Source organism: Pseudomonas sp. S2_C03, assembly GCF_054668405.1.
This window is the reverse complement of record NZ_CP162766.1, coordinates 509,441-532,763: the sequence shown is the minus strand read 5'-3', so window position 1 is coordinate 532,763 and position 23,323 is coordinate 509,441. Positions and strand designations below refer to the sequence as shown.

The window sequence follows — 23,323 nt, the reverse complement described above, 5'->3', positions numbered from 1 at the left end:
TTGGCAAAGCCTTCTAATCCGGCAAGCGCAGCGTTAGGGGTTATTTTTTTGCAGCGCATTTGTGGCCCTGATCAGGGCATAAGCGTTTCTGGATGCCCCGGGGCGGTGCGGGTGGTTACACCCGGGGTAACAGTGGGAAATGGATGACAGGAGATGTCGATAATTATTGGTTGGCGTTTATCCGGTGTTTGGTTTGACCCCATCGCGAGCAAGCCCGCTCCCACACTGCTGATCCCTGTGGGAGCGGCGGTGCGACGACTCGACTTGCTCGCGAAGAGGCCAGCCATTGCACCACAAAACCATCAGGCAGAAAAAAGCCCCACCGGCTTACACCGATGGGGCTTTCACTCAAAACCGGCGTTTAAGCCACGTTCATCGTCTTGTGCGTATCAATCAAATGCTGCACCACGCTCGGGTCCGCCAGGGTCGAGATATCACCCAGCCCGTCATACTCGGCCGTGGCAATCTTGCGCAGGATGCGGCGCATGATCTTGCCCGAACGGGTCTTCGGCAGCCCCGGTGCCCACTGGATCACATCCGGTGAAGCAATCGGGCCGATCTCACGACGTACCCAGTTTTTCAGCTCGATGCGCAGTTGCTCGCTGGGTTCCTCACCGCCATTCAAGGTCACATAGACATAAATGCCCTGGCCCTTGATGTCATGCGGCACGCCCACGACTGCCGCTTCGGCGACTTTCGGGTGCGCAACCATCGCGCTTTCGATTTCGGCAGTGCCCATGCGGTGGCCGGAAACGTTGAGCACGTCGTCCACACGGCCGGTGATCCAGTAGTAACCATCGGCGTCACGGCGTGCACCGTCACCGGTGAAGTACATGCCACGGAAGGTCTTGAAGTAGGTGTCCACAAAACGGTCGTGGTCGCCAAACAGCGTACGCGCCTGGCCTGGCCACGAGTCGAGAATCACCAGGTTGCCCTCGGCCTCGCCTTCGATGATGTTGCCCAGGTTGTCGACCAGCGCCGGCACCACACCGAAGAACGGACGTGCCGCCGAACCCGGCTTGAGGCCATGGGCGCCCGGCAACGGGCTCATCATGTTGCCGCCGGTCTCGGTCTGCCACCAGGTGTCGACGATCGGGCAACGGGACTTGCCGACGTTCTTGTAGTACCAGTCCCAGGCTTCCGGGTTGATCGGCTCGCCCACCGAGCCCAGCAAACGCAGGCTGCTGCCGTCAGCGCCGTCCACGGCGGCGGTGCCGGAAGCCATCATCGCGCGGATCGCGGTGGGCGCGGTGTAGAGAATGTTGACCTTGTGCTTGTCGACCACCTTGGCCACCCGGGTAATGTCCGGGTAGTTCGGCACGCCTTCGAACAGCACAGTGGTGGCGCCGTTGGCCAGCGGGCCGTAGACGATGTAGGAGTGGCCGGTGACCCAGCCCACGTCGGCGGTGCACCAGTAGACTTCGCCCGGACGGTAATCGAACACGCGCTCATGGGTCATGGCCGCATACAACAGGTAACCGCCGGTGGTGTGCTGCACACCCTTGGGTTTGCCGGTGGAGCCGGAGGTATAAAGGATGAACAGCGCTTCTTCGGCACCCATCTCTTTCGGCGCGCATACGGTGCCCGCCACTTTCATCAGGTCTTCGTACCAGATGTCGCGGTGCTGGTTCCACTTGATGTCGCCGCCGGTGCGCTTGCACACGATGACTTTCTGGATGCTGCTGGTTTCCGGGTTGGTCAGCGCGTCGTCGACGTTGGCCTTGAGCGAGATCTTCTTGCCGGCGCGGATGCCTTCGTCAGCGGTAATCACCACTTTGGACTTGCAGTCGATGATGCGACCGGCCAGGGCTTCCGGCGAGAAACCACCGAACACCACCGAGTGGATCGCACCGATGCGGGCACAGGCCAGCATGGCGACCACGGCCTCGGGGATCATCGGCATATAGATAGTGACCACGTCGCCACGGTGCACATCCTGGCCACGCAGGGCGTTGGCCAGCTTGCACACTTCTTCGTGCAATTCGCGGTAGGTGATATTGCGACTCTCGGAAGGGTCATCGCCTTCCCAGATGATGGCGACCTGATCGCCGCGCTCAGCCAAGTGGCGGTCGAGGCAGTTGTAGGAAACGTTCAGGGTGCCATCGGCGAACCACTTGATGTCGACGTGGTGATCGTCGAACGAAGTCTGCTTCACGGTGGTGAAAGGCTTGATCCAGTCGAGGCGCTTGGCTTGCTCGCGCCAGAAGCCGTCGGGGTTGACGACCGACTGCTGGTACATGGCTTTGTAGGTTGCCTCGTCGGTCAGCGTATTCGCCAGGACCTCGGGACGAACGGGATACAGAGAAGCCGCACTCATCTTTCTTACCTCGGTGGAATAGTTGTTTTTGTATGGGTCCAGTTTTAGCCCGCCCAGCACCATAGAACTATTCGACGATGGTAGTAACAATCCCCTACAAAACGTCATGCCAACGCAAAACACCACACATCCCCGCCAATCCCTGTAGGAGCGAGCATGCTCCGGGCGGCGTTCCGACGATGGTAGCCCAGGCACCGCTGGCATTCAGACAGCCAGCGTCATCGTTAACGACCATCGCGAATAAATTCGCTCCTACAGGACATCACCAGCCCACAGCCCTCCTAATCAGCGATTGTTACAAAATCTACCAAAGGTGTTTATCAAAACCCCACCTATATGAATCCCCACCCCACGCCTAGAATCCGCCCCGCAACAAGACAAACCCTGATTAACCCAGTTGCAGCCCCCACGAAGGCCGTTAATCAAATACTTGAAAACCCAAGTTCCACACGCAACCCCACAAAGGTTGCGTGACCCCACTCGACCTCTAAAAGGTAAAAACGAAATGAAAGCTTTATTAGTTCTGGCCCTCTCCAGCCTGTGCGCAACCGCCATGGCAGACGAGGTCCCGACTGATGTCGCACAGCAACAACCGGTTATCGAGGAATACACTTACTCCACCCATTTGGACATCGCCAAAGTGATCTCCATGAGCGATGTTCCCAATGTCTGTGAAGTCGTTCCAATGAAAATGGAATACGACGACTCCAAAGGCCAACGCCACATCCTGCGCTACAGCGTCATGGGCAACGGCTGCTCCAACGGCTGATCACCGCCCCCTCCCAATACGGTTCGACCCACCGGCCTGGATGCTTGAGGCTGCTGAAGCGCCGAACCGTATAGATCGATTTTTACGATTGGTTAAAGCATATATTTGCGCTTTTTAATCAAAATTGTCGGCGTAGTATGAATTCCACACCAAGACATACAACGACGACGAACTGGAGCAACCACCATGAAAACCAAAATGATTCTCGCCCTGACCCTCTCTGTACTGGCCGCCAACACCTTCGCCGCTGACGGCTACGACCGCACAGGCTCGGCCGTTTTCACCACGGCATCGGCCGCTGCTGTCTCGACGACGTTCGCCGCTGACGGTGCTGATCATGTAGGGGCAGGCAAACTCGCTGCTGACGGTGCTGACCATATTGGCGCAAGCAAACTCGCTTCCGATGGTGCCGACCATGTTGGCGCAAGCAAACTCGCTTCCGATGGTGCCGACCATGTTGGCGCAAGCAAACTCGCTTCCGATGGTGCCGACCATGTTGGCGCAAGCAAACTCGCTTCCGATGGTGCTGACCACGTCGGTGCAAGCAAACTCGCTGCTGACGGTGCCGACCATGTGGGTGCTTCCAAGCTCGCGGCCGATGGTTCGGATCACGTCGGTGCCGCTCGCCTCAGCTGATCGACGAGCATGACTTCACAGCCCGACTTCGGTCGGGCTTAGTTGTGTCCAGCCCCGCCAAAAACCGACCTAAAACACAAGATGTAGTAAAAAACGCCTTTTTTGACTGTTTTTTGAACAAAAAAAATGACACTGAAAAATTAATGAAAAAAAATCTGCCACGGCCATATCCAGTCAAAGCCCTGTAAACCCTCGCTCCGACCGAAAAACCCTCGGGCTCGAACGATCCGTGCGCGGATTCGCCCCACCACTGCCGCAAAAATTTCCCTATAATGCCGCCTAAACCGGCCTGCAATATTCCCTTACAGGGAAGACTGCCAGTCTGAAGCCCACGCAAAAGTCCTCCGCGACTTCTGCGCCCATCAGCGGCTCTCGGAACCCGGTACAAAATTATGTTTATTTGCCTGCGTGTACCGCTGCAAAAAACGCTATCAACGCGGCCAACAGGGCCGTGTGAAAAATACAGACATCCAATTTCACACGGGCACTCTGGCCCTCACGCAGGAGACGACACGTCATGCTGAGCTGGGACGAATTCGACAAAGAAGACACGGAAGTAGCGGCCAAGAGCGCCAACGCCGGCCACGCCACCGAAGCCAACATGGACCGTCTCGACAGCGCCGGCGGTGCCGCCGCCCTGGAAGCTCGCGCCGTTACATCCAATGACTCGCCTGCCGTTGTCCGCGCCAAGACTGCACTGGACAACCTCGACATCGCCGAAGGCCTGGCCGAACTCGAAGGCGCCTCCGCACGCGTCGCCGTCGACGAAAAAGCCATGATCAACTGCCGCGCCGACCTCAACCAGCTCGTACCCTTCAAGTACGACTGGGCCTGGCAGAAATACTTGGACGGCTGCGCAAACCACTGGATGCCGCAAGAAGTCAACATGACCGCCGACATCGCCCTCTGGAAAAACCCGGAAGGCCTGACCGACGACGAGCGCCGCATCGTCATGCGCAACCTGGGCTTCTTCTCCACCGCCGACTCCCTGGTCGCCAACAACCTGGTGCTGGCCGTTTACCGCCTGATCACCAACCCGGAATGCCGCCAGTACATCCTACGCCAGGCGTTCGAAGAAGCGATCCACACCCACGCCTACCAGTACTGCATCGAATCGCTGGCCATGGACGAAGGTGAAATCTTCAACATGTACCACGAGATTCCATCGGTCGCGAAAAAAGCCACCTGGGGCCTCAAGTACACCCGTTCGATCTCCGATCCGAAGTTCGAAACCGGCACCGTCGAAACCGACAAAGAGCTGCTGCGCAACCTGATCGCCTACTACTGCGTTCTGGAAGGCATCTTCTTCTACTGCGGCTTCACCCAGATCCTGTCCATGGGCCGCCGCAACAAAATGACCGGCGTCGCCGAGCAGTTCCAGTACATCCTGCGCGACGAATCCATGCACCTGAACTTCGGCATCGACGTGATCAACCAGATCAAAATCGAAAACCCACACCTGTGGGACGCCGAAATGAAGGAAGAAGCCTCGCAAATGATCCTGCAAGGCACCCAACTGGAAATCGAATACGCCCGCGACACCATGCCGCGCGGCGTACTGGGCATGAACGCCGCGATGATGGAGGACTACCTCAAATTCATCGCCAACCGTCGCCTGTCGCAGATCGGCCTGAAAGAAGAGTACCCAGGGACCACCAACCCGTTCCCATGGATGAGCGAGATCATGGACTTGAAGAAAGAGAAGAACTTCTTTGAGACGCGTGTGATTGAGTATCAGACGGGTGGGGCGCTGAGCTGGGATTGATTTGCGAGTGAGCTGCGGTTTGGTGGCTAGAACAGCAAATTGAGAATCAAGAAAGCCCTGATTTGATCAGGGCTTTTTTGTGGTTGTAGGAAAGTGGTTTCGTGAAATCAGTGGCAGCTAACTCTCCTACAAAAAAACCAGCACATTCCGCATTGAGCACCCAATCAAGCAGATCTAAGCTTTATCGCAGGTGCCTAAGAAACGCCCAACGTAGAAGCTAATCTCCTCACACCGAATGCATGCTGGCGTCCGCCTTGTATGTGCGGTGTGTGAAAGAAAGAGCTTGTTGGGATTTCTTAGATCCTCTACGTCGGGCCCCGGCCCCTCTTCAACTTCACACGTAGAGGTAATGGATATGCCTAGCAAAGTCTCGAAATGCGCCGTCATCACAGAGCCTTCCGTCTCGACAGTTTTCAGCCGCCACAATCTCTCTCTTCATGCCCTTCTCCATGAAAACCAGCCATGGTTCTGCGCTCGCGATATTGGCCGTTTGATGGGCTTCCATCTCAGCGATCGCATGGTCAGCAAGCTGGATAAAGATCAGCATCAAGTCCTGCGGATTGATTATTACCACCAACCAGAAAAGCAGCTGATGCTAAGCGAATCCGGCGTGTATGCGCTGTTGGTGTATCACTACGCTCCAGAGAATCGGTTACTGCGTGAATGGTTGACCCATCAGGTCGTACCAACGTTACGTGACGCGCAGACTTCTGACGATTCAGATCGTCCGATGCTGAGTTTGTTGGATTGGCCGAAGATGTCGTTGAGCATGCTGCATTGGCAGGGCGAGGGATGGATTAGGCTGCGGGATATGCCTTACTTGTTAGAAGACCACGCACCGAGTCCGATGAAAGCGACTAAGCCTTGGCGGCGCAGAGTCATGGATATTTTTCAGTTATCCAAGCATTCGTTGGGATAGTGATACACCTGTAGGAAGCGCCACCTCTTACTGTAGGAATTTTCGTAGACAACCGTAATGGCCACTCAGTATCGTCCGAGGGTTTTCAACCCTCGGCGATTGTATGGACACGTTTAAGAGCAATAGCGATTGGAACGACGCGGAAATTCAGGCCGCAGTAGATGCTTACTTGAGCATGCTCGCGCGCGAGCAGGCTGGTCAGTCGATCAATAAAGCTCATGAAAACCGAGTCTTACGCGAAGGGCTGTTAGCAGGTCGCACCAAAGGTTCTGTTGAATTTCGGATGCAGAACATTTCCACCGTATTGGTCGAGTTGGGTCGCAGGCGCATTGAGGGCTATAAGCCTGCTAAAAATGTTGGCGCCAACGTTGCGATAAGCATTCGTAAAGCACTCAACGCTCCAACCCCCGTAGCCCCCGAAGATTTCGCCCCAACGGCAGATGAGACGACACTCGAGCAGCGAGCCGCGAAGCTTGAGCAGCAGCCGATCACCGATGAGCCAAAGGGGATCGAAAAACCACAACAGGCCCAGTCCAGCGCAAAGTCGTTTATCCGGGATCCTGGAGTCAGGGCATGGGTTCGACGACAGGCCGCGGGAAAATGTGAAGGTTGTGGTGAACCAGCCCCATTCGAAAAATCAGGCAAACCGTTTCTTGAGGTCCATCACGTTAAGCATCTAGCGCGGGAAGGCTCGGACCGCCCCAGCAATGCGGTAGCGCTATGCCCGAACTGTCATCGTCGTTGTCATCATTCGGATGACAGTGCGGCATTTACCGAATCGCTCTATCAGAAGGTTGGGCGATTGCTTCGTGAGTAAGCGGGTAATTGATGGGGTCTGTGAACCCATTCTGCTACTCCACCCACTCCACATAACTCGACTCCCCCCACCCTCCGCACCCGACAACCACCCCCACACAAACGCCAACGTCGTGCGCCCTGCCCCATCGACACCCACCGTGCCGCGCGACCAGCCGGACAGAATCTCGCCGTCATGGGTGATGCAGTGAAACAGCAGTTCGATGCTATCGGGGCCGGTGACGCGGCCCACTTGGTGACCCGTGCGGATTCGACCGCCCTGGTAGGTGCTGGTGATGGCATTGCCTTCGACCCGGTAATGAAACACGGTGCCGGTGCCGGAGAGGCCGTGGGTGTTGCCGGCGACGGTGAAGCGGCGGTTGTGCAGGCGTTCGTTGACGGGCATGGGTGGTGTCCTTGGGTTCACTGAGTCCATTGTGTGGGCCATGGTAAGCGTGTTGGGTGTCTGCCGGGGCAAATCCTTCACACGCTGTTCGGCTCAATCATCTCCCAGTTTCAGCGAACTCCGCTGGCGTTTCTCGATGGAGAATTTCAGCAAGGCGGCGCTGCGGAAGATGCCGTGGGCGAATTTGCTGTAGGGCATGGTCAGGAAGAAAGCCATGACCAGGCCAAGGTGGAGGCTGAGCAACAGCGCCATGGCCGGGGTTTCACGGCCGGCCAGCAGGGCCAGGCCACTCAGGCTGATGAGCAGGAGCAGGGCGATGAATCCGCGGTCCATGGGTTTCTGGTGGTGATCGCCCTGATCGGGATGCCGGCGCATGTTCAGCCACAACAGCCCGGCCGGCCCGATCAGCAAACCGATACCACCGGCGATGCCCAGCAACACCGGCACGCTGAGCACGGGATAAGGGGCCGACCAACCGGCCAGGTAGTGGTAGAGCGTGGCGACAGCGGTGGCGGCAAAACACAGCAAAAAACCATAAAACGTGAGGTGGTGGAAGCGGCGGCGCCATAACGTGAAGGCGTCGTCGGCGTTGTTGCAGCCTTGTCCATGGCCACCGTCGAGGTACTTGAGGGTCAGGACGTTTTTGGCCGCTTCCATCGCTGCCGGCTGCAATGCAACGGGTTGCCGGGCCGGGGTGATTTCGCGCCAGAATTTGCGCACGCCCAGCGTGAGCGCCAGCAGCGCAAAACCAAAGACCGAACCGAACATCCACACCAACGTGTTGTGGGTGAAGATCGCGTAGAAGTTGCCGCCCTCCACCTGGGTCCACAGGTTGCCCGCGACCATCAGCGTCAACAGCAGAAACAGCGCCAGCCCGGCACCGCTGGCCAGCGCCAGGGTCAGGCCATTGCGTTGGTAAAGCTTGCCCAGCGCCGGTGGCCAGGCGTATTCGGCGTAGGTGTCCAGGCGAACGCGGGCCATGGCCTGCGGCACGTTGACGGCAAACTCGTGGGGCGCGGCGTACTGGCACGCGTGCAGGCAGGCACCGCAGTTGTGGCAAAGATTGGCCAGGTAGTGCGTATCGGCCTGCGCGAACACCAGGCGGCGGGTCATGGCGGGGAACACCGCGCAAAACCCTTCGCAATAACGGCATGCGTTGCAGATGGTCATCTGCCGCTCGACTTCGCGCTCATTCACATTCAGCACAGGGATCAGGTCAGGACGCGCCTGGGTCGTGGGGTCAAACAGTTCCATGGTGATGCCCTGCCGGTTCTGATGGATGTTGAAAACCCAGCGCGGCGGCGGCGCGCACGCCCGCGAGGCGGCCAAACGCGGTGCCGATCGCCATGCCGATGCCGGCGGTGTAGCCTTTGCCCAATATGTTGCCCGCCATCATTTCCCCCGCCACAAACAGATTGGGCGAGGGTTTGCCGGCAAAACGCACCGCAGTGGTTTCATCGGTCTTGAGCCCCAGGTAGGTGAAGGTCACGCCCGGACGCAACGGATAGGCGTAATAAGGCGGAGTGCTGATGGGCCGAGCCCAGTGACTTTTGCCGGGCACGATGCCTTCGGTGTGACAGTCATCCAGCGCGGTGTGGTCGAACGTGCCCACGCGACAGGCACCGTTGAAGTCTTCGATGGTCTTGACGAACGCTTCGCAGGGCAAGCCGAGCTTTTGGGCCAACCCGTGCAGGGTGTCGGCCTGCGTACCGGCAAACACGGGCGGCATGAACCGGCCGACCGACGTTTGATCAATGATCGAAAAACCCATCTGCCCCGGCTGTTGCGCCACCAGCCGGCCCCAGATGGCGTAGCGTTTGGGCCAGAAGTCCTCCCCTTCGTCATAGAAGCGCTGGCCGTCGCGGTTGACCACCACGCCCAGCGATACGCAGTCGATGCGCGTGCAAATGCCGCCGTCGTACAGCGGGGCCCGCGCATCGATGGCGACCATGTGCGCCTGGGTCGGGTCGCCAATGACGTCGGCCCCTTGATCGATCATCCGTTTGAGCAACGTGCCTTGGTTGAAACGCGTGCCTCGGATCAGGAAATTGTCCGCCGGCCACTCGCCATCGGCATTCTGCCCCCAGGCTTCGCGCAGCCACTCGCGGTTCGACTCGAAGCCGCCCGCGGCCAGCACACAGGCGCGGGCTTCGATGCGTTCACCCGAGACGCACTGGCCGTCGATCTCGGTGGACTTCAGGTGAGCGGCGACAAAGCGGCCATTGTCCATTTCGATGTCAGCCACTTCGGCGTCGTAGCGCACCTGGATGCCCAAGCGCTCGGCGCTGCGAAAATAGGCATTGATCAGGGCCTTGCCGCCGCCCATGAAGAACGCATTGGTACGCGCCACATGCAACGCGCCGGACAACGATGGTTGAAAATGCACGCCATGGCGGCGCATCCAGTCGCGGCAGGTCGAGGAGGCGCGGATGGTGATGCGCGCGAGTTTTTCGTCGGTCTGCCCCCCGGTGACCTTGAGCAGATCCTGCCAGTATTCCTCCTGCGGATAGGCGTCGATCAGCACATCCTGCTCAGCCTCGTGCATGCAGCGCAGGTTTCGCGTGTGCTGTGAGTTGCCACCTCGCCAGGCTTTGGGCGATGCCTCCAGCAGCGTGACGCTGGCACCCGCTTCGCGCGCCATCAGGGCGGCACACAGCGCCGCGTTGCCGCCCCCTATGACTAGAACGTCGATCATGATTTCTCCTCTACGGCGAGGAGCGTTGAACATTGCCTCCCCACGAATGGGCGGACGATAAGTCAGCCAGCCCAGGCTCGAAAGGCGCCCACGGGTGGGGGGTGTTCAGTTTTACTAAAGGCGAGATTGCCACTCAGCCCGCGACGGTGTTGCCCTCCAGCAGACTGGCGCCGGGCCAGCGCCCCTGGGCCACCAGTTCACGCGCCACCTCGATCATCACCACCCGTGCAGCCAGTGCCGCGGGTGACAGTTCATCGTCGGGCAAGGTGGTCAGGATATTGCGGCGGCCCACATGCGGGTCGGCAATCTGCACCATCGACAGCCCGCACTCGCCCGAGTGCGAGGCGGCCGCGCCGGGTTGGATGGTGGCGGCGAGACCGGCGCGCACGGTGTCCATGAGCACTGCCAGGCCGTCGACTTCCATGACGACGCGCGGTTCGACCCCCGAGCGCTCGAAGGCGCTCATCAATGCGGCGCGCAGGCCATGCTGCAAGCTGGGCAGGACCAGTGGCAGATGCCCCAGGTCGGCCATCTGCACGCTCGCCCCTTGCGGCGCACCGGCCAGATCGGGGGTGCAGATCACAAAGAGTTTTTCGTCGAGCAGCGGCGTGATGGTCCAGCGCCGGGTCGCGTCCACCTGAAACAGAATGGCCACGTCCAGCTGGCGGGCAGCCAGTTGTGTGGCCAGGTGCCCGGAAAGCATTTCCACCAGGTGCAGTTGAATGTCCGGGTAACGCTCGCGCATGGCCTTGATCAAGGGCAGCGCCAGCACGGTGGCCGTCGTCGGCGGCAACCCGACGCTGACGTAACCGCTCATGCGTCCGCGCTGGGCGGCTTGCATCGCGTACCCCGCCTGGCGGAGGGTCAGTTGGGCGTGGTGCAGGAACGCGATGCCGGCGTTCGTCGGCGTCACCCCGACACTGCTGCGGATCAAAAGGCGCGTGTTGAGTTCGCTTTCCAGCTTGCCGATCTGTTGGCTCAGCGCCGACACGCCGACGTCCAGCTCGAGTGCAGCGCGCCCCAGGCTTTTGAGTTCAACGATCTTTACGAAATAACGCAGCTGTCGCAGTTCCAAGGCTCACCTTCCGTCGAGAGAATCATCCCGGACGCGTATGGCTGCCCGGGAGCTGCGGCCATGGTCTCAAATCTTGAACTGCCCGAGCAGACTTTCCAGGCGGCTGCCAATTGTGTGCAGTTCGTGGGTGGTTTTGACGCCGCCCTGCGTCTGCTCGGCGACCCGTTCGATCGTGTGCGCCATGCCGTGCACACTGCGGTTGATCTCTTCCGCCACGGCGGTCTGTTCCTCGGCGGCACTGGCGATGTGGGCGTTCATGGCGTTGATGGTCGCGATGAGCTCAACCGCATTGTCGAGGGATTGGCCTGCCTCCCCCGCCTGATGACTGGCGCTCATCCCGGCTTCGCTGGAGTGGTTCATGGCATTGACCACGCTGGCGGTCGCCCGATTGAGGCGCTCGATCATGGCCTGGATTTCCTGGGTGCTGAGCTGGGTGCGGCTGGCCAGGGCACGGACCTCGTCGGCGACCACCGCAAACCCACGGCCGGCATCGCCGGCACGCGCCGCTTCGATGGCCGCGTTGAGCGCCAGCAGGTTGGTCTGCTCGGCAATCGAGCGGATCACGTCGAGCACCGAGACGATGCTTGCCACATCGCTGCGCAAACCTTCCAGCGACGTGCCACCGTCGGATAACTCCACGGTCAGTGCTTGCAGGCGAGCGATGCTGGCATTGACCACGTGCCGGGCGCTCTGCGCCTGTTGGTCGGTGTCGGCGGCGGCCGTGGAAGCGCTTTGAGCGCTGGAGGCCACTTCCTGCGCCGCCGACGACATCTGGTTGATGGCGGCGGCGACCTGGTCGGTTTCCTGGCGTTGCTGCTCCATGGCCTGATCGATGAGTTTGCTTTGTTGGGCGACATGTCCGACGGCGTTGCTCAGTTCCCCCGACATCGCGACGATCTGGCTGACCAGCCCATGAATCTTCTCGACGAAGGCGTTGAACGATCCGGCCAATTGCCCGAACTCATCGGTACCGGTGGCCGGCAGACGCCGGGTCAAGTCGCCCTCGCCGGCGGCGATTTCATCCAGGTGGCTGCGGATCAATGTCAAAGGACGCAGGCTGGTGTTGATCAGCCAGACCGCGAGGGCGCCAAACGCGGCGAGCAGCAACAGCGCAGTGACGGCGACGCCGATCAGCAGGCTTTGCACCCGCGACTGGATGTCCTCACGCACGCGGGCCACCTGGCCGTCGATGTTGTCCAGGTTGATGGCCGTGACCACGATCAGGTCCCAGTTGGGCAAGTAAAAGCTGTAGGCGAGCTTGGGCACCACGGTATCGGTGTTGACCAGCGCACCGGAATAATTGACGTAGTGGGTCTGGTTTTTGGCCGCGGCCACCATTTCGCGGTTCAGGTAAACGCCGTTCTTGTCCTTGCGATCACTCATGTTGGTGCCCACGCCTTCGCTGCTGTCGCCGCGAAAGAGGCGCACCACCTGGCTGTCGTAGCCGATGAAGTACCCTTCGTCACCGTACTTGATGCGCGACAGCCGGGCGATGGCCTGCGCCCTGCCCGCCAGGTCGCCGGACTCGGCGCGATCATAAAGGTCGGCCACGGCCGTACGGGCGATACTGGCGTAATCCTTGAGACGATCGCGGCTCTCTTGCAGCAGGCGCTCGCGGGTGTTGGTGATGTCCTGCTCGGCGCTTGCCAACAGGTTCGCTCGTACGGTCAGACCCGCCACACTGGCAAACAGCAGCACGGGCAACAGGGTCAACCACAGTATTTTATTTTTGAAAGACAACGCTCAACTCCTTGCTCCTCAGGCATGCCAAGGGCAGCGGCGTGCGGGGCACGCCGCTGCGATGGACCTACCAGAGTGCGATGTCGTAGGTGAAGTAAATCCGGTTACTGTCTCGTCCGCGCGAGAAGTCGGAGCGGTAAACGTAGTTGCGCAGCCTCACGCCCAGGCCCTTGAAGGTGCCTTGCTGCACCACGTAGGCGATTTCGGCGTCGCGCTCCCACTCTTTGACGGTGGTGTTGGACTTGCCGTCGTTGCCACTCAGGTAGCGCGTCGAAAACGTCAGGCCAGGCACGCCCAGGGTGGCGAAGTTGTAGCCATAACTGAGCATCCAGGTCTTCTCGTCTTCCTCGATGAACTTGCCGATGCCGACGTTGCTGAACGAGTAGACGGTGGCGCCGCTGATGTAAGGCAAGCCCGCATCACCGCTGAGCGCCTGGTAGCCGCCACCGAAGGTGTGCCCGGAAATGGCGTACGACAGTTGCCCGCTCCACATGGAGTTGTCGATTTTGCCGGCATAGGCCGAGCCGGTGTCGACGCTGTTGAAGTAACGCAGGTCGCTGGTCAGCACGCCGCTGCCCAGGGGCAGATCGTGCTGAATACCTGCGAAGTTCTGCCGGTAGAAGTTCTCCAGCTCACCGTAGAAGTAACTCAGCCGGATGTTTTTCCCCAGCTTGTAGTCGGCACCGGCGTAATTGAAGTCACCGGATTTGTCGCCGCTGTAACCATCCGGAACTATCGGCATGCTGTCGGTGGAGTCACGCAGCTTGAAGCGATCCAGGTGACCGCCCGTGAGGGTCAGGTTGTCGATGTCGGTGCTGGTGACCTGGGTGCCCTGGTAGGTTTGCGGCAACAGGCGCGCATCGTTGTAAATCAGCACGGGGGTCTTGGGCAGCAAGGTGCCGTATTTGACCGTGGTGTTGGCCAGTCGAGCCTTGGCGGTCATGCCCAGGCTGGCGAACTCATCGGCCGCGCGCCCGTCGTCATGCACGGGCATCAGGCCAGTGCCGCTGCGCCCACGACCGGAGTCGAGCTTGAAGCCGACCAGGCCCAGGGCATCCACCCCAAACCCCAGGGTCCCGGCGGTGAAACCCGATTGGTAATCCAGCAAAAAGCCCTGTGCCCACTCGGTCCGCTCGCTTTTGGCAGTGCGGGCCGCCCGGGCGCTCATGCCATGTTCATCCCGGAAGTTTTCATTGAAGTACACGTTGCGCAATTGCAACTTGAGCTTGCTGTCGTCAATGAAACCTTCGGCGTTGGCATTGGCCAACGGCAGCATTGCCAGTAGTGGAAGAACAGCCCCGCGAGTCAATGAAGTGCGCATGTTTCGTTTCTCTTTGTTGTTATTCAGGGTGCAAGTGAGCGCACGCCCCCCATCACCAGGGGCGTCAGCAATGATCAAACAGTGTGTGGGTGAATCAGGAGAACAGGCTGATGGCCCCGGTCAGCAGGGCCAGCGCCGTGATGACCAGTGAGGTCAGCACGGCCCATTTGACGGTGGCTTTCTGGAAGTCGCCGATGTCGCGATCGACCATGCCCACCAGCAGCAACGTCGACGCCACGAGCGGGCTCATCAGGTGCACGGGCTGGCCGAGAATCGAGGCGCGGGCGATTTCCACCGGGTCGATGCCATAGGCAGCGGCGGCGTTTGCCAGAATCGGCACAACCCCGAAGTAGTAGGCGTCGTTGGACAGCACGAAGGTCAGCGGCATGCTGGTGATGGCCACCACCAATGGGAACAGGTGTCCCCAGGACGGCGGGATCCAGTCAACCAGGGTTTGCGCCAGGGAATCGACCATCTTGGTGCCCGAGAAGATCCCGGCAAAGATGCCGGCGGCAAACACCAGCAGCACCACGGTCATGGCGTTGCCGGAGTGCGCCAGGATGCGCTCTTTCTGAATGTCCAGTTGCGGGTAGTTGATCATCAGCGCCAGCACGAAACCGATCAGGAACAGAATCGCCGAGTGCATGATGCCCATCACCAGCGCCACCATGACCGCGCACACCAGCAGCAGGTTGACGTAGGCCAGCTTCGGTCGTTTGTGCGGCGTGTCCTCAAGGATGGCCTTGATGTAGCAGTCCCCACCGCCGCTCTGCAGCTGGATATTGCCGATGCGCTTACGCTCGCGACGGCCCAGCAGGAACGCGGTGAACACTACCCAGGCTGCGCCACCGATCATGGTGGGCAGCAACGGCACGAAGTACTCGCCGGCATCCAGCCCCAGCGCGGCGATTGCCCGAGTGGCCGGCCCGCCCCACGGGGTCATGCCGCTCATGATGCTCAAGGACAACATGGCAATGGTGGCCAGGATCATCGGGTTCATGCCGATACGCTTGTACAACGGCAGCATGGCCGCGCACGTGATCATGTACGTGGTGGTGCCGTCGCCGTCCAGTGCCACAACCAGCGACAACAGGGCGGTGCCCACGGCGATTTTCATCGGGTCGCCGTTGACGCGCTTGAGGATCTTGCGAATCAGCGGGTCGAACAGCCCGGCGTCGATCATCAGGCCAAAAAACAGGATCGCAAACAGCAGCAGCGCGGCCGACGGAGCCACCATTTTCAAGCCGTCGAGCATCATCTTGCCGGTGGTGCCACCAAACCCGCCGATCACTGCGAAGACGATGGGCACCACCGTCAGCGCGACAATCGGCGACAAGCGTTTAGTCATAATCAGGAAGGTGAAGACCACCACCATGGCCAAACCAAGGAAAGCGAGCATAGTCAGATCTCTTGTTCTTATGATGAGCGTGGCCGACGCGCAGGCGCACGGCCCCTATGCGGCCGGGCGATCCGATCAACGGTGCCCGGCGCAGGTGAATGCAAAGGTTCTTTATGGGTGTTGCAGGATGCCTTGCGCGGTTAGCTGTGTGACGTGACCTTGGCGTTGTCCCAGGTAACGTCCGCAGCCGGCGCCACCACAGGCGGCGGATTGCCGTCCAGGGTGCGCATCAGCGTCTGGCGTTCGCAGGCGTTTTCCGAGATCGAGATCACCACAGTGGCGACGGCGTTACTGGCAAGGCTGGTCAGTGCGCGGGCTTCGGACATGAAGCGATCGATGCCGATCAACAACGCCAGGCCAGCCAGGGGAATGTCGTGGATGACCGTCAGGGTGGATGCCAACGCGACGAAACCGGAACCGGTGACACCGGCGGCGCCCTTGGAGGACAGCAGCATGATCGCCAGCATGGTCACGGTTTGCGTCAGGGTCAGTTCGATGTTGCAGGCTTGGGCGATGAACACCGCCGCCAGCGACAGGTAGATCGCCGTGCCATCGAGGTTGAACGAGTAACCCGTTGGCAGGACCAGGCCGACCACGCCTTTTTTGCAGCCCAGGGCTTCGAGTTTTTCCAGCATGCGCGGCATGACCGGTTCAGTCGACGAGGTGCCCAGCACCACCAGGAATTCTTCCCGGAAGTAGCGCAACAGCTTCCACAGGCTGAAGCCGTTGGCCCGGCAAATGCTGCCCAGCACCACGATGACGAAAAACGCGCAGGCGATGTACAAGGTCATGATCAGCTTGGCCAGCGAGCCCAGCGAGGTGATCCCGTATTGGCCCACAGTGAACGCCAGTGCGCCAAATGCACCCACCGGGGCGAATCGCATCAGGTAGGAGAAGATCTTGAACACCATGTGCGAAGCGGACTCCAGCACATTGAGCACCGGCTTGCCACGCTCGCCGATCGCCGAAAGGGCAAAACCGCTGAGCACGGCAATGAACAGCACGGGCAGCACTTCACCCTTGTTGAAGGCGCCAATGAAGGTGTCCGGGATGATGTGCATGAAAAACTCCACCACGCCCAGCTTCGCCGCCGAATCGGTGTACTGCGACAGGCCCTTGGTGCTCAACTGAGTCGGGTCGATGTTCATGCCCACGCCGGGCTTGAACAGATACACCGACACCAGGCCGATGATCAGGCTGATTACGGTCAGGCCCAGGAACAGCAACATGGTCTTGCTCAGCAGTCGGCCGAGCGAGCGCTTGTCGCTCATGCCGGCGATGCCGGTGACGATGGTGCAGAACACTACGGGGGCGATCATCATCTTGATCAACTTGATGAACGCGTCGCCCAGCGGTTTGAGGGCGACCGCCTGCTGCGACCAGAAATGGCCAACGAGCACGCCCAGGATGACAGCGCAGAGAATCTGGAAATACAGCGACTTTACAACTTTCATGGCATCACCCATTTTTTAGAATTGTGCTGATGCGGAAACGGCGATAACTAGGAGGACATCATCCGGCGAGTCGTTGAGAAGCCGTCGCGTAAACGAAACCTGAGAACAACCGGCGCGCCGTGCGTACGACCGAGGCGCGGATGGTCTCACCTTTATCACCGGTGTAGGACAATACGACATCTATCCCACCACTTGGGTGCTCGATACGCACTTGCCTCAAGCGCGGTTCACTCACCCCGCCGAGCAGTTGCGCAACCACACTGCCCGGTGACACGCACGCGGTCGCCAGGCCGATAGAGCCGGTGATCGCCAGGGCGCGGTGACAGTTGTGGGGCATGAAATAACGGACCTGAACGGTGCCACCGGCCTTGGCAGGGGAAACCAGCACCGGCTTGGGAATGACTTTGTCGCTGACGTCACCCAGGCCCATGGCCAGGCCGGCCTGCAGGCGCAGGGTTTCCAGGCGCTGCAGGAACGGCTTGTCGGCGTCGAGTTCCGCAGGGCTTTCGTCACCGCGCTTACCCAACTGGCCAGCTTCGATGATCATCATCGGCATGGCCATGTCGATGCACGTCATCGGCACACCGTCGATCACGTCCTGGGTGTTGCCGGTGGGGAACAGTTTGCCGGTCTTGCTGCCCGCCGCATCGAGAAAGGTCAGTTGAACCGGCGCCGCCGTACCCGGTACACCGTCGATGGCGGTGTCGCCTTCATAGCTGACGTTGCCACCTGGGGTCTGCACCTCGGAGTTCACGAAGGTGCCGGTGTTGAGGTTGCGAATGCGCACCAGCGTCTGGGCCTTGGACGCCTTGACCAGACCCTGCTCGATAGCAAAGGGGCCCACGGCGCACAGCATGTTGCCGCAGTTGGGTGCTGTGTCGACCCGGCGCTGGGCAACCATCACCTGCACGAACAGGTAGTCGACGTCGGCATCAGGGTGCAGCGATGGGCTGACGATCGCCACCTTGCTGGTTTGCGGACTACCGCCGCCGATGCCGTCGATTTCCAGTTCGTGACCGGAACCCATCAGGTTGAGCAGCAACTCGTCGCGTTCGGGAATCGAAACAGGCAAATCCCACGCAAGAAATACGGGCCCCTTGGAGGTACCGCCACGCATAAGCACACAAGGAATTCGTTGCATGAAATCAGACTCTTGTTAATCAATAGGGGCAATTGATGCTCTGTGAACAAGAGTGACAGGAGCTCAGAAATGATTCCAATGCAAAGATTTGCGTTATTATTCCACTTAGCGAATCAATCAAACCGATGCCCGTCAGACCTCGGCCACTCGGAAACAGGGGCTTAAACCATGGATTATGAGCTGAACGACATTCGATCGTTCGTGAAAATCGCCGAACTTGGAAGCTTTCACGAAGCGGCCGAGGCACTGCACTTGTCCCAGCCGGCCATGAGCCGACGCATGAAGAAGCTCGAGGACGGCCTGGGCATTGCGCTGCTCGATCGCACCACGCGCAAGGTCAGCCTGACGAGCGTGGGTCGTGATTTTCTGCCCAAGGCACGTCGCCTGCTGGACGATTTCGACGACTCAATACTCAATATCCGCGAATTGGCAGAGCGCCAGGTCGGCCGCGTGACCCTGGCGTGCATCCCCACGGCAGCCTTCTACTTTTTGCCCTCGGTGATTCGCCTGTACAACGAGCGGTACCCGAAAATCCGTATCCGACTGCTAGACCTCAGTGCCAATGAAGGGCTGGAGGCGGTCCTGCGGGGCGAGGCGGATTTCGGCATCAACATGATGAGCGGGCAGCACCCGGACATCGAGTTCGTGCCACTGGTGAACGAACCGTTTGTGCTGGCGTGTCGCCGCGACCACGAACTGGCCGGGCGCAGCTCCGTCAGTTGGTCGGAATTGAGCGACTACCGCCTGATCGGCGTCGGCCGCCTCAGCGGCAACCGCATGCTGCTCGACCACGCGTTGTCCGGCCTGAGCTGGCGGCCGCAATGGTTTTACGAGGTGCAGCACCTTTCCACTTCGTTGGGCCTGGTCGAAGCCGGGCTCGGGGTGTCGGCCATGCCAAGCCTGGCGATGCCTGCAGTGGATCACCCGACGTTGGTAAGCGTGCCACTGGTGGACCCGGTGATAAACCGGTCCCTGGGGCTGGTTTACCGACGCGGCGCGTCGCTCTCCCCTGCGGCCGAAAAATTCGTATCGATACTTCTGGAACAGTGGGAGCGCTAAACTCGCCGCGAACGCCCCTCAAGGACCTGCGCCCGTCATGAAATTCGATCTCGCCTATTGCCTGAGCCTTGACGACAAGTTGTCGATCTATGACGTGCGCGATCTCAATTTCGACGAGACGGTGGCGTTCGATTCTGCGAAGGAAGATTTCCAGTGCCCCAACGACGCCTGTCGTTTGGCGTTCGATGCGTCGAATGTGTTGACCACGTTCAATGCCAGGAATGTGAACTACGTGCGCACCCCGCACTTCAAGAACACGCCGAGCACGCGGCATGTGGCGGATTGTCCTTATGTGAGCCTCAAGGCGTCAGCCGGTGTTGATGGTGCACAAATGGATGACGGGCCGGAGGAGCATTTTCCGTCAGAGTTGTTGCTGACCCGGCGTCAGTATGTGCGTAAACCCTCGAGCGCGGACGCTTCAGCGGTCGACGGTCAAGTGGCGCCAGGGGCCGCGTCTTCAGCGCCCGGTGCAGGGCAGTCCAGCCGCGAGACTGCGCCAGACAAGACCCATGTCTTTGCCCATCCGGTGGAGTGTTTTGTTTCCAATTTCCCCGACAAGGACCTGCTCAAGCGCATGCCGTTGAAGGTGGGCGAGCACACGGCGCCTTACGCTTCGTTCTTCAAGAAGGTCGAGTACCTGACGGACAACAAGGGGCTCATTTATTGGGGGCGGATCAAGGAGATCAAGGATTACACCCAGAGCTTTCGCATCGATTTCGAGCAGAAGGTGTGGTTCAAGCAGGCGGATGAGGCGAAGAAAAAGCCGTATTCGGTGAACGTTTACCTGAGCAAGAAACTGATCGAGAACTACCGCAAGCGCAAGGCGTTCCTAGAGGAGATCAAGCATGCAGTCGACAGTAAGGCCGAGTTGTATTGCTTCTTTTATGGCGTGACGCCGGAGTTGAAGCAGGTGCCGAGCAAGAAGAATCCCGAGCAGACGTTCGGGGTGTTCAGCGCGAATATCGAGAACCTGGATCACTTCATTATTCGGGAGGCGCCGGGGTTGGGTGGCTAGCGTGCAGGGGGGCACCATCCGTCAGGTCGACCATAGCGAAATCGCAGTATTCAAAAAATCAATTTGCTCCAGACTCAAAACAACTGTACAAAAACACAGTACATTTTGAGTCAGCACTTTCGAGCCCGGAGCACACCATGGCCTCTTATGCGATGAAAATCACCCTGGAACGTATCGCCCTCTTCCAATTCACCCCCGCCCATTGCGCGCAGGCCCGGGCGATGTTGGGGTGGAGTGTGGAGCAATTGTCGCGGGAGGCCGGGGTTGCGGCCGACGAGATCGAGCGTTTCGAGGCCCGGCGTGAGGTGGCGGATGCGGATCGGTTGGCGTTGGCTTATCGGTTTGAGTCGGAGGGGCTGATGTTCTTTCCGGGGTTTGCGCCGGGGCGTGGGATGGGGCGTAAAGGTGTCGGCGTGGAATCGCAAGATCGGGCGGATTTTGTGATGGCTGAGTGAGCCGAATCATTGATTGACGATTATTCCTAAATAGGTATATTCCCATGAGTACAAGGAAGTCACTCTGGTGGATTTGTAGCAGCAAAAAAGATCTGAAACAGATGCCCGCCGACGTACAAGACGTTTTTGGTTACGCACTTGATATGGCGCAAAACGGTATGAAACACCCAGACGCGAAGCCCTTGAAAGGGTTCGGGAATGGAGGTGTGCTTGAAGTGGTCGAGGACTTCGATACGAACACTTACCGAGCCGTTTACACCGCCCGTTTTGGCAATGCCATTTATGTTTTGCACTGCTTCCAGAAAAAGTCGACTTCGGGTATCAGAACCGCGCAATGCGACATCGATCTGATCAAGAAGAGACTTCTAGCAGCGCAGGGTCACGCGAAAGGATCAGGTCATGATTGAAATAGAACAAAGCAGCGGGAACGTCTACGAGGACCTCTCGACACCCAACGCCAGTGAAATGCGCGTCAAATCCCTATTGGCGGCAAAAATTGGCGAGATCATCAAGGCACGGCATTTAACTCAGGTTCAAGCTTCCGAGATCCTCGGCCTGTCCCAACCCAAGCTCTCTGAAATGCTGCGCGGCAAGTTCCGCGGGATCAGTGAAGCCAAGATGATGGAGTGTCTTTCCCTGCTTGGGCGTGACATTCAGATCGTGGTCAAGTCGGCGCCTCGTTCCAGGAAAGAGGGGTTGATTGAGGTGGTGTTCAGTTGAGGATCCTGTAGGAGCGAGCATGCTCCTACAGGGTCAGGGGTCAGGGGTCAGGGTTTGAACGCTGGGACCTGGCGGGCGTTGGAGACTTGTTCGTAGCCGTACGCCAAGGCAATCAGTTCAGCATCGCTCCAGCGTGGGCCGAAGAAGAAGACCGAGGTCGGGAGGCCGTCTTCGTCGATGCCGGAGGGCACCATGACGCCGGGATAGCCGGCCAACGGGGCGACGTTCATGGCGGGTGAGCCGACGTCCGAGACCATGGCATCGAGCTTATGGGTCATCAACAGCAGGTCGATGGCCGCTGCATTTTGACTTTGAATCTTGCGCCAGAGGTGGTTGTAGGTTTGCTCGTCGAACACCACGTCGTTGGCTGCGATCAGTGTGTCCTGGCTGAGGGCTTGCGGGCTTGCGGCGTTGAACAGGACGAGGTCTTGCAAGGTTTTGGCCGGGATACCGGACCGTGTGGCCAGATAGCGCGGCAGTTCACGCTTGATGCCCATGTGGAAGGCGTCGTCGACCCGCTCTGATAATGGATCACGCAGGTCGACAGGAATCAACGTCGCCCCCGCTGCCTGCATGAGTTCAAGGGCCTGGGAAAACTGCGGGTCTATCAGCAGCGGCAAACCGCTCTGGTCAAATTTGGCGGGGTAGCCGATGCGCTTGCCCACCAGGGTATTGGGGCGCAATAGCGCGGTGTAGTCGACGGTATCCTGGCCGTGAGGCTTTTGCACCGGGTCGGCTGGGTCGCTGCCGCGCATGGCGTTCATGAGCTGGGCAGCCTCGCGCACCGTGCGGGCCATCGGGCCAGGCGTGTCAAGTTTGTGTGTGACGGGGATGAGGCCGCTGCGGCTGAGCAGGCCCACGGTCGGCTTGATGCCGACCACGCCATTCAACGACGCCGGGCAGACGATTGAGCCGGCGGTTTCGGTGCCGACGGCCAGCGGGGCGAAGCCGGCGGCGGTGGCCGCTGCGGAGCCGGAACTTGAGCCGCACACGTCACCGCTTAACACATGAGGATTTTTGGTTTGGCCACCCCGGCTACTCCAGCCAACAGGTAAGGTCGGATCGCGGAAAGCCGCCCATTCACTGAGGTTGGTTTTGCCGATAATGACAGCGCCTGCCTCCCTGAGACGCTGCACGATGTAGGCATCCTTTGGAGCCGGTTTGCCCACCATGGCCGGTGAGCCCGCGCTGGTCTGCATCTGATCGGAGGTGTCGATGTTGTCCTTGAGCAATACGGGGATGCCATGCAACGGTCCCCGAACGTAGCCCCACTGACGCTCCCGATCCAGGGCATAGGCGATGTCCAGTGCATCGGGGTTGAGTTCGATGATGGAATTGATCTTCGGGCCCTGTTCATCCAGCGCATAAATTCTTTGTTGCAGATGCATCACGAGCGCTGCGGCGGTCGTTTCCTTGCGTTCCATGCGCCGAGAAAGTTCATCGACACTGAGAAACTCCAACCTCGATTCGGATGTCGGTGCCTGGGCGTTGGCGGAGCTGGCGAGCGAAAGCAGAATGATCCTGACCAGCCACTTCAGGCGGCTGTTTAACGTAACGTCCATGAAAAAAAGATCCTTAGTAATGACGGTTAATGAGAGGGAAAGCCCACTCCATTTCCAGCCTACCGAGGCCCCCGGAAATG

General features: G+C 59.6%; 20 protein-coding genes and 2 pseudogenes. 9 read left to right on the top strand and 13 right to left on the bottom strand.

The genetic code is table 11. The features are described from left to right. Positions 1–361: 361 nt before the first annotated feature. Positions 362–2,317 (bottom strand): acetate--CoA ligase, encoded by a 1,956-nt coding sequence (gene acs, locus AB4N64_RS02480; RefSeq protein ID WP_460121699.1) that lies wholly within the window; start codon positions 2,315–2,317, stop codon positions 362–364. 505 nt (positions 2,318–2,822) lie between these two features. On the opposite strand from acs, the gene AB4N64_RS02475 reads away from it, so the two are divergent. Then, a complete protein-coding gene (locus tag AB4N64_RS02475) occupies positions 2,823–3,086 on the top strand; it encodes a DUF2790 domain-containing protein (RefSeq protein WP_460121697.1) in 264 nt (87 codons plus the stop codon). A 114-nt stretch (positions 3,087–3,200) separates the two neighbouring features. Here the strand turns inward: AB4N64_RS02475 and AB4N64_RS02470 are convergent, their stop codons facing one another. Beyond that, complete coding sequence (locus tag AB4N64_RS02470; RefSeq protein WP_460121696.1) at positions 3,201–3,659, bottom strand: hypothetical protein; 459 nt, start codon at positions 3,657–3,659, stop codon at positions 3,201–3,203. 580 nt (positions 3,660–4,239) lie between these two features. Here AB4N64_RS02470 and AB4N64_RS02465 point away from each other — a divergent pair. The 3 genes from AB4N64_RS02465 to AB4N64_RS02455 all read left to right on the top strand — a co-directional run bounded on the left by AB4N64_RS02465 (position 4,240) and on the right by AB4N64_RS02455 (position 7,223). Beyond that, complete coding sequence (locus tag AB4N64_RS02465; protein ID WP_460121694.1) at positions 4,240–5,487, top strand: ribonucleotide-diphosphate reductase subunit beta; 1,248 nt, start codon at positions 4,240–4,242, stop codon at positions 5,485–5,487. A gap of 355 nt (positions 5,488–5,842) precedes the next feature. Further along, positions 5,843–6,406, top strand: coding sequence for a BRO-N domain-containing protein (locus tag AB4N64_RS02460; RefSeq protein ID WP_460121692.1), 564 nt, complete (start codon positions 5,843–5,845; stop codon positions 6,404–6,406). Positions 6,407–6,509: 103 nt separating this feature from the next. After that, positions 6,510–7,223 carry an HNH endonuclease gene (locus AB4N64_RS02455; RefSeq protein WP_460121690.1) on the top strand — a complete coding sequence of 238 codons (714 nt, stop codon included), beginning with the start codon at positions 6,510–6,512 and terminating at the stop codon, positions 7,221–7,223. A 34-nt stretch (positions 7,224–7,257) separates the two neighbouring features. On the opposite strand, the pseudogene AB4N64_RS02450 reads toward AB4N64_RS02455, so the two are convergent. From AB4N64_RS02450 to AB4N64_RS02405, 10 genes and pseudogenes are all read right to left on the bottom strand, one after another. Further along, positions 7,258–7,637, bottom strand: a pseudogene (locus AB4N64_RS02450) (hypothetical protein). Between the two features lie 63 nt (positions 7,638–7,700). Beyond that, on the bottom strand, positions 7,701–8,861 hold the full coding sequence (tcuB, locus tag AB4N64_RS02445) for a tricarballylate utilization 4Fe-4S protein TcuB (protein WP_460121688.1): 1,161 nt from the start codon (positions 8,859–8,861) through the stop codon (positions 7,701–7,703). Then, positions 8,848–10,302: an FAD-dependent tricarballylate dehydrogenase TcuA gene (tcuA, locus tag AB4N64_RS02440; protein ID WP_460121686.1), complete on the bottom strand. Its 1,455-nt coding sequence runs from the start codon at positions 10,300–10,302 to the stop codon at positions 8,848–8,850. Before tcuA ends, tcuB begins: the two co-directional genes overlap by 14 nt. A gap of 133 nt (positions 10,303–10,435) precedes the next feature. Next, positions 10,436–11,377, bottom strand: a complete 942-nt coding sequence (locus AB4N64_RS02435; RefSeq protein ID WP_460121684.1) for a LysR family transcriptional regulator — start codon at positions 11,375–11,377, stop codon at positions 10,436–10,438. A gap of 66 nt (positions 11,378–11,443) precedes the next feature. Then, entirely contained in the window at positions 11,444–12,199 is a 756-nt protein-coding gene (locus AB4N64_RS02430) for a methyl-accepting chemotaxis protein (RefSeq protein WP_460126570.1), read from the bottom strand. Between the two features lie 102 nt (positions 12,200–12,301). Next, positions 12,302–13,057, bottom strand: a pseudogene (locus tag AB4N64_RS02425) (cache domain-containing protein); the annotation flags it as partial. A 127-nt stretch (positions 13,058–13,184) separates the two neighbouring features. Continuing rightward, a complete protein-coding gene (locus AB4N64_RS02420; protein ID WP_460121682.1) occupies positions 13,185–14,438 on the bottom strand; it encodes an OprD family porin in 1,254 nt (417 codons plus the stop codon). A gap of 94 nt (positions 14,439–14,532) precedes the next feature. Then, on the bottom strand, positions 14,533–15,858 hold the full coding sequence (locus AB4N64_RS02415) for a CitMHS family transporter (protein WP_460126569.1): 1,326 nt from the start codon (positions 15,856–15,858) through the stop codon (positions 14,533–14,535). 119 nt (positions 15,859–15,977) lie between these two features. After that, positions 15,978–17,303, bottom strand: coding sequence for a dicarboxylate/amino acid:cation symporter (locus tag AB4N64_RS02410; RefSeq protein ID WP_460121680.1), 1,326 nt, complete (start codon positions 17,301–17,303; stop codon positions 15,978–15,980). 46 nt (positions 17,304–17,349) lie between these two features. After that, on the bottom strand, positions 17,350–18,432 hold the full coding sequence (locus AB4N64_RS02405) for a 4-oxalomesaconate tautomerase (RefSeq protein WP_460121678.1): 1,083 nt from the start codon (positions 18,430–18,432) through the stop codon (positions 17,350–17,352). Positions 18,433–18,600: 168 nt separating this feature from the next. On the opposite strand from AB4N64_RS02405, the gene AB4N64_RS02400 reads away from it, so the two are divergent. From AB4N64_RS02400 to AB4N64_RS02380, 5 genes are all read left to right on the top strand, one after another. Then, entirely contained in the window at positions 18,601–19,491 is an 891-nt protein-coding gene (locus AB4N64_RS02400; protein ID WP_460121676.1) for a LysR family transcriptional regulator, read from the top strand. 37 nt (positions 19,492–19,528) lie between these two features. Next, the gene (locus AB4N64_RS02395) at positions 19,529–20,506 is read left to right on the top strand and encodes a hypothetical protein (RefSeq protein WP_460121675.1); all 978 of its coding nucleotides are present in this window, start codon (positions 19,529–19,531) and stop codon (positions 20,504–20,506) included. Positions 20,507–20,643: 137 nt separating this feature from the next. Then, complete coding sequence (locus AB4N64_RS02390; protein WP_460121673.1) at positions 20,644–20,961, top strand: XRE family transcriptional regulator; 318 nt, start codon at positions 20,644–20,646, stop codon at positions 20,959–20,961. A gap of 44 nt (positions 20,962–21,005) precedes the next feature. Continuing rightward, positions 21,006–21,368 carry a type II toxin-antitoxin system RelE/ParE family toxin gene (locus tag AB4N64_RS02385; RefSeq protein WP_460121671.1) on the top strand — a complete coding sequence of 121 codons (363 nt, stop codon included), beginning with the start codon at positions 21,006–21,008 and terminating at the stop codon, positions 21,366–21,368. Continuing rightward, a complete protein-coding gene (locus AB4N64_RS02380) occupies positions 21,361–21,681 on the top strand; it encodes a helix-turn-helix domain-containing protein (protein WP_460121669.1) in 321 nt (106 codons plus the stop codon). Before AB4N64_RS02385 ends, AB4N64_RS02380 begins: the two co-directional genes overlap by 8 nt. Before the next feature lie 47 nt (positions 21,682–21,728). Here AB4N64_RS02380 and AB4N64_RS02375 read toward each other — a convergent pair whose 3' ends face one another. Next, entirely contained in the window at positions 21,729–23,243 is a 1,515-nt protein-coding gene (locus AB4N64_RS02375; RefSeq protein WP_460121667.1) for an amidase family protein, read from the bottom strand. Between the last annotated feature and the right edge of the window lie 80 nt (positions 23,244–23,323).

Coding starts and splice junctions, on each gene's coding strand:
- AB4N64_RS02460 (WP_460121692.1), top strand. CDS start 5,843: ATGCCTAGCAAAGTCTCGAAATGCGCCGTCATCACAGAGCCTTCCGTC.
- AB4N64_RS02395 (WP_460121675.1), top strand. CDS start 19,529: ATGAAATTCGATCTCGCCTATTGCCTGAGCCTTGACGACAAGTTGTCG.
- tcuB (WP_460121688.1), bottom strand. CDS start 8,861: ATGGAACTGTTTGACCCCACGACCCAGGCGCGTCCTGACCTGATCCCT.
- AB4N64_RS02475 (WP_460121697.1), top strand. CDS start 2,823: ATGAAAGCTTTATTAGTTCTGGCCCTCTCCAGCCTGTGCGCAACCGCC.
- AB4N64_RS02465 (WP_460121694.1), top strand. CDS start 4,240: ATGCTGAGCTGGGACGAATTCGACAAAGAAGACACGGAAGTAGCGGCC.
- AB4N64_RS02380 (WP_460121669.1), top strand. CDS start 21,361: ATGATTGAAATAGAACAAAGCAGCGGGAACGTCTACGAGGACCTCTCG.
- AB4N64_RS02390 (WP_460121673.1), top strand. CDS start 20,644: ATGGCCTCTTATGCGATGAAAATCACCCTGGAACGTATCGCCCTCTTC.
- AB4N64_RS02375 (WP_460121667.1), bottom strand. CDS start 23,243: ATGGACGTTACGTTAAACAGCCGCCTGAAGTGGCTGGTCAGGATCATT.
- tcuA (WP_460121686.1), bottom strand. CDS start 10,302: ATGATCGACGTTCTAGTCATAGGGGGCGGCAACGCGGCGCTGTGTGCC.
- AB4N64_RS02470 (WP_460121696.1), bottom strand. CDS start 3,659: ATGGTCGGCACCGTCAGCAGCGAGTTTGCTTGCACCGACGTGGTCAGC.
- AB4N64_RS02400 (WP_460121676.1), top strand. CDS start 18,601: ATGGATTATGAGCTGAACGACATTCGATCGTTCGTGAAAATCGCCGAA.
- AB4N64_RS02410 (WP_460121680.1), bottom strand. CDS start 17,303: ATGGGTGATGCCATGAAAGTTGTAAAGTCGCTGTATTTCCAGATTCTC.
- AB4N64_RS02405 (WP_460121678.1), bottom strand. CDS start 18,432: ATGCAACGAATTCCTTGTGTGCTTATGCGTGGCGGTACCTCCAAGGGG.
- AB4N64_RS02430 (WP_460126570.1), bottom strand. CDS start 12,199: ATGGAGCAGCAACGCCAGGAAACCGACCAGGTCGCCGCCGCCATCAAC.
- AB4N64_RS02420 (WP_460121682.1), bottom strand. CDS start 14,438: ATGCGCACTTCATTGACTCGCGGGGCTGTTCTTCCACTACTGGCAATG.
- AB4N64_RS02455 (WP_460121690.1), top strand. CDS start 6,510: ATGGACACGTTTAAGAGCAATAGCGATTGGAACGACGCGGAAATTCAG.
- AB4N64_RS02385 (WP_460121671.1), top strand. CDS start 21,006: ATGAGTACAAGGAAGTCACTCTGGTGGATTTGTAGCAGCAAAAAAGAT.
- acs (WP_460121699.1), bottom strand. CDS start 2,317: ATGAGTGCGGCTTCTCTGTATCCCGTTCGTCCCGAGGTCCTGGCGAAT.